12 protein-coding genes and 1 tRNA gene are annotated in these 12,724 nt (G+C 62.4%); 1 reads left to right on the top strand and 12 read right to left on the bottom strand.

From position 1 onward, the window contains the following. Position 1: 1 nt before the first annotated feature. Positions 2 to 334, bottom strand: a complete 333-nt coding sequence (yajC, locus tag ACG33_RS06535; RefSeq protein WP_066919722.1) for a preprotein translocase subunit YajC — start codon at positions 332 to 334, stop codon at positions 2 to 4. A 189-nt stretch (positions 335 to 523) separates the two neighbouring features. On the opposite strand from yajC, the gene ACG33_RS06530 reads away from it, so the two are divergent. Beyond that, the gene (locus ACG33_RS06530) at positions 524 to 1,828 is read left to right on the top strand and encodes a hemolysin family protein (protein ID WP_066919720.1); all 1,305 of its coding nucleotides are present in this window, start codon (positions 524 to 526) and stop codon (positions 1,826 to 1,828) included. Positions 1,829 to 2,015: 187 nt separating this feature from the next. On the opposite strand, the gene ACG33_RS06525 is transcribed toward ACG33_RS06530, so the two are convergent. The 11 genes from ACG33_RS06525 to ACG33_RS06475 form a co-directional block, all read right to left on the bottom strand. Further along, positions 2,016 to 3,182 carry an AI-2E family transporter gene (locus ACG33_RS06525; protein ID WP_210399204.1) on the bottom strand — a complete coding sequence of 389 codons (1,167 nt, stop codon included), beginning with the start codon at positions 3,180 to 3,182 and terminating at the stop codon, positions 2,016 to 2,018. Continuing rightward, the gene (gene tgt, locus ACG33_RS06520) at positions 3,179 to 4,297 is read right to left on the bottom strand and encodes a tRNA guanosine(34) transglycosylase Tgt (protein WP_066922924.1); all 1,119 of its coding nucleotides are present in this window, start codon (positions 4,295 to 4,297) and stop codon (positions 3,179 to 3,181) included. Before tgt ends, ACG33_RS06525 begins: the two co-directional genes overlap by 4 nt. 2 nt (positions 4,298 to 4,299) lie before the next feature. Next, positions 4,300 to 5,406, bottom strand: a complete 1,107-nt coding sequence (gene queA / locus ACG33_RS06515) for a tRNA preQ1(34) S-adenosylmethionine ribosyltransferase-isomerase QueA (RefSeq protein WP_066919718.1) — start codon at positions 5,404 to 5,406, stop codon at positions 4,300 to 4,302. An 85-nt stretch (positions 5,407 to 5,491) separates the two neighbouring features. Beyond that, a tRNA-Leu gene (locus tag ACG33_RS06510) sits at positions 5,492 to 5,578 on the bottom strand. A gap of 240 nt (positions 5,579 to 5,818) precedes the next feature. Continuing rightward, positions 5,819 to 6,994, bottom strand: coding sequence for a CaiB/BaiF CoA transferase family protein (locus ACG33_RS06505; protein ID WP_066919716.1), 1,176 nt, complete (start codon positions 6,992 to 6,994; stop codon positions 5,819 to 5,821). Positions 6,995 to 7,052: 58 nt separating this feature from the next. Continuing rightward, a complete protein-coding gene (locus ACG33_RS06500) occupies positions 7,053 to 8,195 on the bottom strand; it encodes an acyl-CoA dehydrogenase family protein (RefSeq protein ID WP_066919714.1) in 1,143 nt (380 codons plus the stop codon). Between the two features lie 20 nt (positions 8,196 to 8,215). Further along, a complete protein-coding gene (locus tag ACG33_RS06495) occupies positions 8,216 to 9,043 on the bottom strand; it encodes an SDR family NAD(P)-dependent oxidoreductase (RefSeq protein ID WP_066919712.1) in 828 nt (275 codons plus the stop codon). Further along, positions 9,040 to 9,474 (bottom strand): MaoC/PaaZ C-terminal domain-containing protein, encoded by a 435-nt coding sequence (locus tag ACG33_RS06490; RefSeq protein WP_066919710.1) that lies wholly within the window; start codon positions 9,472 to 9,474, stop codon positions 9,040 to 9,042. Before ACG33_RS06490 ends, ACG33_RS06495 begins: the two co-directional genes overlap by 4 nt. Then, complete coding sequence (locus tag ACG33_RS06485; RefSeq protein ID WP_168160031.1) at positions 9,471 to 9,893, bottom strand: FAS1-like dehydratase domain-containing protein; 423 nt, start codon at positions 9,891 to 9,893, stop codon at positions 9,471 to 9,473. The genes ACG33_RS06490 and ACG33_RS06485 overlap by 4 nt, the downstream gene beginning before the upstream one ends. A gap of 50 nt (positions 9,894 to 9,943) precedes the next feature. Next, complete coding sequence (locus ACG33_RS06480) at positions 9,944 to 11,125, bottom strand: lipid-transfer protein (protein ID WP_066919707.1); 1,182 nt, start codon at positions 11,123 to 11,125, stop codon at positions 9,944 to 9,946. 19 nt (positions 11,126 to 11,144) lie between these two features. Further along, positions 11,145 to 12,707, bottom strand: a complete 1,563-nt coding sequence (locus ACG33_RS06475) for a class I adenylate-forming enzyme family protein (protein WP_066919705.1) — start codon at positions 12,705 to 12,707, stop codon at positions 11,145 to 11,147. Positions 12,708 to 12,724 lie beyond the last annotated feature (17 nt).

Genomic DNA, 12,724 nt, shown 5'->3' with positions numbered 1-12,724 from the left:
TTCAAATGCTCTTCAGCGTGCCCTTGGGAAGCACCTGCGAGACGGTGTGACGCTGTATCTTCAAGGTAACGCCATCGGCAACCTCGACGCTCAAATATTGCTCGCCAAGCTGCGTCACCTTGCCGAGAATGCCCCCGTTGGTGACCACCTCCGCACCTACTTCCAGTGCTGCAACCATGGCGCGATGCTCCTTGGCTCGCTTGGTCTGCGGCCGAATGAGCAGAAAATAGAAGACGACAAAGATCAGGATCAGCGGCAGGAACTGCATGAGCATGCCGGGTTGTCCGGCCGGGGTCTGCGCCTGTGCCGCCGCCGTGGAAATCAGCCAGTCCATCGTAAATGCTCCCGATTAACCTGAGATGGGTACTGCGGTCCCGCCGCCGCCGGCATCGGTCCAGGCCGTCCCTGAACCGGCCTGGGCGACAGCCTGGGACCGATGAAGAGCGGCGCATTATACACAGGCGGATTTCCGTCACTATGTACACTATCGCCTGTCCCGAGGACTACCGACGAGTCTAGCTCCATGCCCCCCAGCGAAGTCTTCATCATTGCCTTGCTGATACTGCTGAACGGCTTCTTTGCCCTGTCGGAAATGGCCCTGGTTTCCGCCAAGCGCAGCCGGGTCCAGATGGCGGCCGACCAGGGGAAGGCCGGTGCGCGTTCCGCCCTGGCCCTGATGGAAGACCCCACGACCTTCCTGTCCGCGATCCAGATCGGTATCACACTCATCGGTATCCTTACCGGCGTCTACAGCGGCGCCGCCCTGGCCGAAGCCTTCGGACTCGTCCTGGCCGGCTGGGGCGTGCCGGTCGCCTACGCTCGAGAGCTGGCCTTCGGTGTGGTCGTATTGCTGGTCACGTTCGCCACATTGATCCTGGGCGAACTGGTCCCCAAGCGGGTGGCTTTGCTGCATGCCGACATTCTGGCCATCCGGGTCGCTCCCATCATGCGCCTGTTCGCCACCATAATGGCTCCGCTGGTATGGTTGCTGACGATATCGGTGAACGCGGTGCTGAGAATCCTGCCGCTATCGGCGGCACCCCAGGCTGCGGTCACCGAGGATGACGTACGGGCCCTGGTGGCCGAGGGCACCCGCGCCGGCGTCTTTCTCGCATCCGAACGCCGGCTGCTCGAAGGGGTACTGGCGCTGGCCGAACGCAAGGTCGGTTCGATCATGATTCCGCGCCAGGATATCATCTGGCTGGATATCGAGGAGCCGTTGCCGGACTTGTGGCAACAAGCGAAGGACAGCGGCCATGCCCGCTTCCTGGTGGCACGCGACAAGCTGGATGCGCTGCTGGGCGTGGTTACCCTGGCCGACCTAAGCGAGGCACTGCATCGCGGCCGGCTCGATCCTCTCCACGATCTCGAACCGCCGCTGCATATCCCCGATTCGATCTCGGTGCTGCAGCTATTGGACCAGTTCCAGAAATCGAGCACCCATCTGGCCGTGGTCACCGACGAGTATGGGGACATCGACGGCATTACCACCCCGATCGACATCCTCAAGGCGATTGCCGGCGAACTGCCGGAACTTGGCAGCCGGGACCGGCCCGATGCAGTCCAGCGCAACGACCAGTCCTGGATCATCGACGGCCATCTTTCGATCGAGGAATTGCAGCGCCGGCTCAATCGGCGCGATATGGTCGGCCGCGACTATCACACGGTGGCGGGCTTCGTATTGGCTCGCCTTGGACGCATTCCCAAGGCCGGCGACACTTTGACCTGGCGGGACCTCAAGATCGAGATCGTCGATATGGACGGCGTACGCATCGACAAAATCCTGCTGTCGAGCGCAGCGGAAGAACGTCGACCGAACCGCCACTGAAGCGAACCTGAAACGCCCGCTCCTGCACCACGTTATCCGGCTCAATACCGTCTCGAGGCTGTGATCCCGCTCATGATCCTTGCCTGCCGTGCCTTCGGATTCACGGCAGGCAAAGGCCTTGAGCGGGATTGCACTTCACCACTCGGCCGAGCAGATCCATGAGCGGCCGATTCCACCTCGCCATGGCTCACACTTCCGGCGGCTGCTGGTGCTGCTCCAACCATTCACGCCACAACGCCAGCGAGACGGCCAACAGCACCGGGCCGATGAACAGGCCCACCAGGCCGAAGGCCAGCACGCCGCCCAGCACGCCGAAAACGACCAACAGGAACGGCATGCGCGTGGCATTGGAGATCACCAACGGACGCACGATATTGTCCACCCAGCTCACCAGCAGCAAGCCCCAGAACAGCAGTCCGATGCCGGCCCACACATGATCGGTGACCATCATCCAGACCGATAGACTGGCCCACACCACCGGCGCACCGAAGGGAATCAAGGCGATCAGCGCGGTGAGCGCCCCCATCAGTACCGGCGCGTTCACACCGAACAGCACATAGCCGATGCCCGCCACCACACCCTGCGCGATCGCCCCCAGGATCAGTGCATAGACAACTGCCTGGGTCGTCGACCCGACCGCATCCAGGTAGTCATGCACGCGCCCCCCCAGGATACCTTCCAGAACGGCGCGCACTTCACGCATCAGGCGTGGCCCGTCGCGCAACAGGAAGTATAGCGAGAGCACCGCAAAGAACATTTTCGAGACATTGCGTCCGACACCGCCGATCAGCCGGGTGATCTCCATGGAAGACCGTTCCATGATGGCCATCAATTGAGCATTGATCGCATTCGGATCGGCCGCCAGCGCCTCGAGCATTCGTTGCGCCCGGACTCCGATCCAAGGCAGCTCACGCAAGGCCGCCGGCAGCGATGGATCGGAAGCCAGGAAGGATCGCACCTGCATGTAGGCCGCCGCGCCTTCGCTGCGCAGCTGCCACATGAGCCAGATCATGGGCACGATCAACACCACGGACACGATCAGGGTCGTGCACAGCGAGGCCAGCCCTACCCTTCCCTGCAACATCCGCAGGAATCGCTGATTCAGGGGCCAGCTGACATAGGCCAGAATGCCGCCCCAGATCAGCGGCACCAGAAACGGGCGCAGGACGCTGAAGGTGAGTAATGCGATACCCAGAATGAAGCCGGCGACCAATAAGCGTCGGAACCAGGATGCGGTCGGCAGATCGGCGAGCATGGAATACGACCGGACCGCCGGTTCGATGCACCGATGCTCGCCGCCGGCATCGGTGGAACGACGGCGCATCGATGATGGACTCGCGGGAGGCGTTTTCATGGAGGAATATTCAAGGGCTCAGCCCGCGCACGAAAGTCAGCGACAAAGGCCTCGAATCGCTGCGCCTCGATCGCCTCGCGCATCGCTCGCATCAGACTCAGGTAGTGATACAGATTATGGATCGTGCCAAGGCGCGCGGCCAGGATTTCGCCGCACTTGTCCAGGTGACGCAGATAGGCGCGGCTGTAGTGGCTGCAAGTGTAGCAGTCGCAACTTTCATCCAGCGGCCGGGTATCGGACTGATACCGCGCATTACGGATCTTGATCACGCCGGTAGAGGTGAACAGATGTCCGTTGCGTGCATGCCGCGTGGGCATCACGCAATCGAACATGTCCACGCCGCGGCGCACGCATTCCACCAGGTCCTCCGGCGTACCCACGCCCATCAGATAACGAGGCCGATCCACCGGCAGCCGCGGTTCCAGCGTCTCCAGGATATGCTCGCGTTCCAGTCGGGGCTCACCCACCGCCAGGCCGCCGATCGCATAGCCATCGAAGCCGATGCGCAGCAAGCCCTCGAGCGACGCCTCGCGCAACTGCGGATACATGCCGCCTTGAACGATGCCGAACAACGAGTGCGGGTTCGCCAGGCGATCGAATTCCGCACGGCTGCGTGCCGCCCAGCGCAGCGACAGCTCCATCGAACGCCGCGCCTGCTCCGGCGTTGCCGGATAGGGCGTGCAGTCATCGAAGATCATGACGACATCCGCATTCAAGTCGCGCTGGACTTGCATGGAACGCTCGGGAGTCAACATGACCGTATCACCGTTCACCGGCGAGCGAAAACTTACGCCGTCCTCGGTGATCTTGCGCAGAGTGGCCAGGCTGAATACCTGGAAGCCGCCCGAATCGGTCAAGATCGGTCCTTGCCAGTGCATGAATCCATGCAGGCCACCGTGAGCCCGCACAACCTCCATGCCGGGCCGCAGCATCAAGTGAAACGTATTGCCCAGGATGATCTGCGCGCCGATTCCTGTCAGCTCCTCCGGCGTCATCGCCTTCACCGTGCCGTAGGTGCCCACCGGCATGAATGCCGGCGTCTCCACGATGCCGCGCGGGAAGATGATCCGGCCGCGCCGCGCCCGGCCGTCGCTCTTGATCAATTCATACTTCAGGCTCATGTCGGATCGGCAAAGGAAAGGCCGGATGCAGTCTGATTCGTCATGCGCTCCAGGAACATCGCATCACCATAGCTGAAAAAACGGTAGCGCCGCTGCACGGCATGGCGATAGGCCTGCATGACCGCAGCGTGGCCCCCGAAGGCGCATACCAGCATCAGCAGGGTCGACTGCGGCAAATGAAAATTCGTCAGCAGCGCATCCACCACCTGGAAGCGGAATCCAGGAGTAATAAACAGGCGAGTGTCGCCGTGGAAGGGCGCAAGGCGCGCAGGCTCCCCTGGCGCGGATGGCGCGGTCTGGCTCGATGCCGACGCGGCAGCTTCCAGGCTGCGCACCACGGTCGTGCCCACGGCCAGTACCCGGCCGCCGCGCGATCTCGCCCGGGCGATTGCCTCGCAGGTCTCGGCATTCACTGAAACCCGCTCGGCGTGCATGCGATGCTCGGCAAGAGCCTCGACCCGTACGGGCTGGAATGTACCGGCGCCGACGTGCAAGGTCACATAGGCGATGGATGCGCCCCGCTCCCTGCATCGCTCGAGCATGGCCGTATCGAAATGCAGCCCGGCCGTAGGGGCGGCCACGGCGCCGGGGGTTCGCGCGAACACCGTCTGGTAACGCGCCGCATCCTGGGCATCGGCCGTCCGCTCGATATACGGCGGCAAAGGCAGGGTGCCATGACGTTCGAAATAGGCCAGCGGTGATTCATTTGCCGCGAGTGTCAGCTCCATCTCGAACAATTCTCCCTGCCTGCCCAGGTAATGCGCTTGGACACCGCCCGGCAGCGCCAGGGGCACACCGATGCGTAGCGGATTGCTGGCATGCACCTGCGCCAGGATTCGACTGCCGTCCAGTACCCGTTCCAGCAGGATTTCCACCTGGCCGCCGGTGGGCTTGGTCCCCCGCAGCCGCGCGGGAACGACGCGCGTGTCGTTGAGGATCAATACGTCATCCGGGCGTAGCAGTGCGGGAAAATCCTGAAAGCTTAAATCGACCACACCGCCTTCGGGCGGCAGGTGCAATAGCCGACTCGTGCCGCGCCGGACGGGCGGGCGTTGCGCTATCAGTTCGTCCGGCAGGAAATAGTCGAAGTCGCCGCGTCGCATGGGGCGCGCAAAATAGCAGGAACCGAAGCCGGCTGCAGGGGCAATCCCCTGGGATCCCCGTATCAGCGGTTATCGGCTGCTCTCATGGTGCCGGTGGAGGGAATCGAACCCACACTCTGTTGCCAGAACCGGATTTTGAGTCCGGCGCGTCTACCAGTTCCGCCACACCGGCCTTGGGAGTGCGGGGGCGCAAGTATAGAGGGGACATCGGCAGGCGCAAAGCTGAAACATGCGGACAGGCCGCCGCGCCGGCCTTCCCGCCCGGCCGACAGCCCCTCTTCCCCCGGAAATGCGTCCTCTCGGCGGAGCGGATAAGCCGCGAACCGGCCACAGTTCGCCTTGGACAGGCACTGGGACAGGCACTCGCCCCGGTGCGCTCATGAAGCCGCAGCCGGAGGGAAGCGACCCCGCCTCAGGTGAGCACGCCTGCGGCGCGTAGTTGTCCGATCTCTTCCTTGGATAGTCCGGTCTCCAGCAATACGCTGTCGGAATCTTCGCCTGGTCTGCGGGGCGACCTGGGAGCCGCCAGCGGCGTCCGGCTGAATCGCGGCGCCGGCGCATTCTGCAGTACGCCGTCGACTTCGGTGAAAGAGCGGCGCGCCGCGTTGTGCGGATGCCTCGCGGCCTCTTCGAGGCCGAGTACCGGAGCGAAGCACACATCGGTGCCCTCCATGATGCGGCACCACTCATCGCGCGTTTTGCCGCGAAACGCCGCAGCGATCGCCGCGCGCAATTCGGGCCAGCGTTCCTTGACCGTGGCCGGATCGAACGCGGGCATGCCGACCGAACCGTAACGGTCGCGCTCGAGGCCCAGTTTTTCGAGCAGCAATGCATAGAACTGAGGCTCCAGCGAGCCGATGGCGACATACCTGCCGTCCTTGGTCTGGTATGTGTCGTAATACGGCGCCGCCCCGGCAAGGAAGTTCTCGCCGGTCGCATCACGGAAGTATCCTTCGGCGCGAAAGCCGAAGAACATGGCGAGCAGCGCCACGGCACCGTCCACCATCGCGGCATCGACGATCTGGCCGGTGCCGGACTGCCGGGTCTCGAGGAGCGCGGCCAACACGCCGACGGTCAGCAGCATACCGCCGCCGCCGAAATCGCCGACGAGATTGAGCGGCGGTACGGGCTTGCCGCCCGGCGGTCCGATCAAACCCAGCGCGCCGGACAGCGCGATATAGTTGATGTCGTGTCCGGCTGCATGCGCCAGGGGACCCTCCTGGCCCCATCCCGTCATGCGCCCATAGATGAGGCGCGGATTGCGATCCAGGCATGCCTGCGGCCCCACCCCGAGCCGTTCCGCAACACCCGGACGAAACCCTTCGATCAGGATGTCCATCCGCTCCACCAGCCTGAGCAACAGGCCGACACCCTCGGGTTTCCTGAGATCCAGGGCGATCGAGCGGCGACCTCGCAGCAACGGATCCTTGGGAGCCGGCACGCCGGCTGCTGCCGAGGAGCGCTCGACACGCAAGACTTCCGCGCCTAAATCCGCCAGCACCATCCCGCAAAAGGGTCCGGGGCCGATACCGCCGATTTCCAGCACCTTGACGCCTTTGAGCGGACCTGCCGAAGTCGTTCCAGTCATTTCAGTCTCGCTTCGGTTCATGCCCCGCCGGGAACACTTGCATGCGCGGTGGCTGCCGTCACAGCGTCCGGGCAATCAGTTCCAACATGACCTCGTTGGCACCCCCATAGATCCGCTGTGCTCGTGCATCAGCCCAAGCGCGTGCCACCGGGTACTCCCACATGTAGCCATAGCCGCCGTGAAGTTGCAAACACTCGTCGACCAATCTGTTCTGCATCTGCGTGGCCGTCAATTTGGCGGTCGCCGCCATCGTCGCATCGAGGCGACCGGCGACGTGCAGCGCGATACACCGATCGACGAAAACCTGGGCAACATCGAGTTCGGCCAGCGCACGAGCCAGCACAAAGCGGGTGTTCTGGAAATCGAAGGTGGTCTTGCCGAAGATCTGGCGATTGCGCGTGAATTCGATGGTGCTTTCCAGTGTCGCACGCGCCGCTGAGACCGCTTGTACAGCAATGATCAGGCGTTCCTGCGGCAGCTCGCTCATGAGATGATGCAGGCCGCGGTGCTCCTGGCCGAGCAGATTATCCACCGGCACACGGACTTTCTCGAAGAAAAGTTCGGCTGTATCCTGCGCCTTCATGCCGATTTTCTCCAGTTTACGACCGCGCTTGAATCCTGGCCGATCCGCTTCTACGAGAATGAGGCTCAGACCCGACTGGCCTGCCGCATCAACCGTGCGGGCCACCACCAGAACCAGCTCGGCGCTCAGTCCGTTGGTAATGAACGTCTTCGTCCCGTCGATGACATACTCATCGCCGTCGCGTACGGCGCTGGTGGACACCGCGCGCAGATCGCTGCCGGTTCCAGGCTCGGTCATGGCGATGGCGGTGACCACCTCTCCGCGCGACATCAGCGGCAACCACCTCCGCCTGGTCGTCTCGCTACCGTGGTGCAGCAGATACGGAGCGACGATGTCGGAGTGCAATGCAAAGCCCGGCCCGGAGGCACCGATGCGCCACAGTTCCTCCAGCAATACCACGGAAGCGCGGAAATCCAACGCCGCACCTCCATACTCCTGTGGCATGCCCATGCACAGCAGGCCGAGTTCACCCGCCTTCAGCCATGCCGCCTTAGGTACAACGCCGGCTTTCTCCCACATCTCATGCTGCGGAGCTATTTCGCGCTCGCAGAACCGCCGGGCGGTCTGCCGGATCAGCTCATGTTCCGGCTCGAACAAGTCACGGGGAAAATTTTTCATCGCTTCACATCGACATCATGTCACAACAGCAGTCCGCCGCCGCACACCAATACCTGACCGCTGACGTAATCTGATTCGGGTGAGCACATCAGGTAAATGGTGTCCGCAGCTTCCTTGGGTGTCCCGCCGCGCCCCAACGGCACCATCGTCGAGACGGTCTGCAGCAACCGCGGCTGCATTCCTACGGCAATATCGCGGCCCTCCACGATGATATGCGCCTCGCCGCTGGTCAGCGGCTGAGTCAACCGCGTCTCTATCACGCCGAATGCCACGCAATTGACATTGACGCGATAGCGACCCCACTCCTTGCATAACGTGCGTGTCAAGCCGACGATACCCGCCTTGCCGACCGAATAGCCGGCCTGGCCCGCATTGCCATACAACCCGGCCAATGACGATACGTTCACCACCTTGCGATAGACATGCTCCTGCCGCTCCTCTTCGCGCTTGACTGCTGCGCGGATATGATCCGCCGCGGCTCGAAGGATGCGAAACGGCGCGACGAGATGCACGTCGAGCATGGTCTGAAACTGCTCGTCGGTGGTTTTCTGGATGACGTTGTCCCAGGTATAGCCGGCGTTGTTGACAATGATGTGCAGGTCGCCGAACGCCTCGAGCGCGGCAGCGACGAAACGTTCCCCGAAATCGGGGGCGGTGACGCTACCGATGACAGTGGTGATCTCACCGCCTATCTCGCGAATCATCTTGACGGTTTCAGCTACGGGCGCCTCATCGAGATCGTTCAGTACGACACGGGCGCCCTCGCGCGCCAGTTTGAGCGCAGCGGCGCGGCCAATGCCGCGGCCGCCTCCCGTCACGAGTGCAACTTTTCCGGCCAGTCTGGTCATATATTCTCCTGTTCGAGTTCTACAACGGCGTCTCCAAGGAGCACCGTTTCGCCGCGCGGGTTGATGACGGTAAGCTGTAGATCGAGACGCTGACCCGCGACATGATCGGCGGCGGATAGCACCTCGGCAGTGCATTCGAGACGGTCCCGGACATGCGTGACGGCCACGAAACGGACGCCAAACTCGCGCAGCGACCGCGGCCCGAATGCATTCGTCAGCACTCTGCCGAGGTACGCCATCGGCAGCATGCCCTGAACAAAGACATCGTCCATGCCGGCTGCCCGTGCAACGTCGAGATCGATGTGTATCGGATTGTGATCGTTGGAGGCTCCGGCAAACAGCGCCAGTGTCGCCCTACTGATCGGGGCAATCTGCAGCAATGGGATGCGGTCACCGGGCGCATAGCGGCGCAAATGAACCGTGTCGTTCATTGCCGCCTCCGCAAACCGCTTCCAGGCTGGCGCACTACCACGGTCTTGGTCATTTCGACGGCGATCTCTCCGCGCTGATTCGTCGCCGTGGTGCGCATCACGATAAAGGCCATGGCACCATCCTTCTTTTCGTAGATGTCTTCCACCACCGATTGCAGCGTGATGCGGTCACCCGCGCAGATGGGCACGTGATAAATGAAACGCTGTGTTCCATGCAGGACGCGATCAAGCCGCACTCCGAGCGCCTCAAGCACAGCAAACGGCTTCGGCTGATCGAGTTCCAGAGAAAACGCATAGGTCGGAGGTGCGGCCAGACCTGGCAGACCCGCGGCAGCTGCGGCTTCATCGTCGATGAATATCGGATGGGTCTCACCAATGGTTCTGGCAAAGAACAGCAGCCTGCCCCGCTCGACATCCACCGAATGAGGCGGATGCCGATAGCCGATCTGTGCAATATCGACCATGCGGTTCAGCCCTTCTGATAGAGCGTGACGACACAGGCGCCGCCCATGCCAAGATTGTGCTGCAGTGCGTTGCGTGCACCGTCTACCTGGCGCCGGTCCGCCGTGCCGCGTAATTGATGGGTCAGTTCATAGCACTGGGCAAGACCGGTGGCGCCCAGCGGATGCCCCTTGGACAGCAGGCCGCCGGAGGGATTCGTCACGACTTCTCCGCCATAGGTATTGGCGCCATCATCGACAAACTTCTCGGCACCGCCTTCGGGGCAGAGGCCAAGGGATTCGTAGCAAAGCAATTCGTTTTGCGCGAAGCAGTCATGCAGTTCGACCACGTCGATATCCTGTGGGCCGACGCCAGCCGATTCATACACTTTGGTCGCAGCGACACGCGCCATGTCGTATCCGACCACCTTGATCATATTGCGCTCAACGAACGTCGAGGGAAAATCCGTCACCATCTCCTGCGCGGCGATGACCACATCCTTGCGCAGCCCTCTTGTCTTGGCAAACTCCTCGGATACGAGAATCGTCGCAGCGGCGCCGCAGGTGGGCGGGCACGCCATGAGGCGCGTCATCACGCCCGGCCAGATGACCTTGTCCTGCATGACCTCCTGTTCCGAGACTTCCCGGCGAAATACCGCGAACGGATTGTGCACCGCATGGCGCGATGCCTTCGCACGAATCTTCGCGAAAGTATTGAGCGGTGTGCCGTATTTCTGCATATATGTCAGGCCGGCGCCGGCGAAATAGCGTAGCGCCATCGGCATCTCCGGCATGCCGACCAGGTCCAGCGTCAGTTCGTTGAACCTATCGAGCGGTGTCGGTCCGTGCTCGCCGACGCCTAGCGCACCCGGTTTCATCTCCTCGAAGCCAAGCGCCAGCACACACTCTGCGGCGCCGCTCGCGACAGCCTGGCGCGCAAGGAACAGTGCCGTCGAGCCGCTCGCGCAATTGTTGTTGACGTTGAGGATGGGAATGCCGGTCATGCCCAGACCGTAGAGAGCGTGCTGCCCGCAGGTGGAATGTCCGTGCACGTAACCGGCGTATGCCTGGGAGACGTCCGGGTATTCGATCCCCGCATCCTCGATCGCAAGGCGCGCCGCCTGCAACCCCATCATGTGATAAGGGTCACTCGCCCCAGGCTTCTTGAACGGGATCATGCCGACACCGGCAACATACACTTTTCGCATCATGGACACTCCAGGGTAATTTTCAGGCTGGACTGGCAGTGGCTGCAGCGAACTGTTCGCGCAGCTCCCGCTTCAGCACCTTGCCGAGTGCATTGACCGGCAATGTTTTACGAAAGACGATAGCGCTGACGCGCTGACGCTTGCCGACGCGTGCATTGATCCACGCCAGCAGCTCGGCGGCATCCGGCGCTACGCCGTTCTTGGGCACCACGACAGCCAGCGGCGTCTCGCCCCATTTCTCGTGCGCCACGCCGATGACGGCGATCTGCGCAACATCAGGGTGTGTTGTCCCGACCAACTCGATGTCGACCGGAAAAATGTTCTGGCCACCTGATACGATCATGTCCTTTTTGCGGTCCAGCAGGTACAGGAATCCTTCCTCGTCCAGGTAACCGACATCGCCGGTTCTCAGCCAGCAGCGGCCTTGCTCATCGGTCCAGAACGAGGCCTTGGTTTCCGCCGGCCGGTTGAAGTAGTCGGTCATCGTCAGCGCCGACAGCCCGATGATCTCTCCGGGTTCATGGACCGCGGCTTCGGTGTCATCCGCACGAAGAATCTTCATATCCGATCCGGGCATGGGTCGGCCGACCGAGGTAGGCTTCCGCCGCCCATCCTGATCCGAAAGAATCGTAGCGAATCCTTCGGTGAGCCCATACGCCTCGACGAAGGCGCAATCGATCCATGCAGAAATATGCGTCTTCAGCTCTGCAGCCATGACAGCACCGGCAGCTCCGAGCACCTGCAGCGATGAGACGTCGAAAGTATCCCGCCCGGGGTGTTCGAGCAGCATTCGATACTGCAGCGGCACCATGAACAGATGCGTTACGGCTCGCCGCTCGATGGTCCGCAGGAATTTCTCCGGCTTGAACGCCGATTCGACGACGACAGTCCCGCCGACGACAAACGCGCTGAGCAGCGACAGCCAGGTGGCATTGGAATAAAAGCCCAGGCTGCAGATGGTGACGGCATCGTCGTGCGTTCTCATTGCCAGCGCGCCATGCTGAGCGAATACGAGACGGCCGCGATGATTGTGGGCGATCCCCTTGGGGATGCCCGTTGTGCCGGAACTGTAAATGATCGTACAGAGATCTTCAGGTCCCGGCAGCGATCGTGGCATGGTGCATGCCTGGGTGTCGCGCCAAGCCTGGTAGCCGACCCATCCCGGCGCCCGCTGACCGACGATCAGCCGCTGGCAGTCCGCAAGCGGCGCCAGCCCGCCGAGGGTGTCGATACGCAGTGCTTCGGCGGGGCTGGCGATGATTGCGGACGGTCCACAATCGAGCAACTGTGCGCAGATGGCGTCATTGCTGATGGTGAGGTTGATGGGTGCGACGGCCGCGCCGCTGCGAATTACGCCAAGCAGGACTTCCACGGATTCGAGGCGATTATCGATCAGCACCGCAACCCGATGGCCCGCTCCGATACCCATCGCGTTCAGTCCGTTCGCGACCCGCTTCATGCGGGTGACGAGTTCGCCCCACGTCAGTTGCGCATCCTCATAAAGGACCGCATTGCGCTCTGCACGCCACTTGCCATGCAACTCGAAATATTCGCAGAGCATCGGTTCGATCGCGCTACCGGTCATCGCCCGTCTCCTGATTT

Source organism: Steroidobacter denitrificans (assembly GCF_001579945.1).
Classification (GTDB): Bacteria; Pseudomonadota; Gammaproteobacteria; order Steroidobacterales; family Steroidobacteraceae; genus Steroidobacter; species Steroidobacter denitrificans.
Note: the sequence above shows the minus strand (reverse complement) of the source record. Positions and strands in the feature narration are given on the sequence as shown.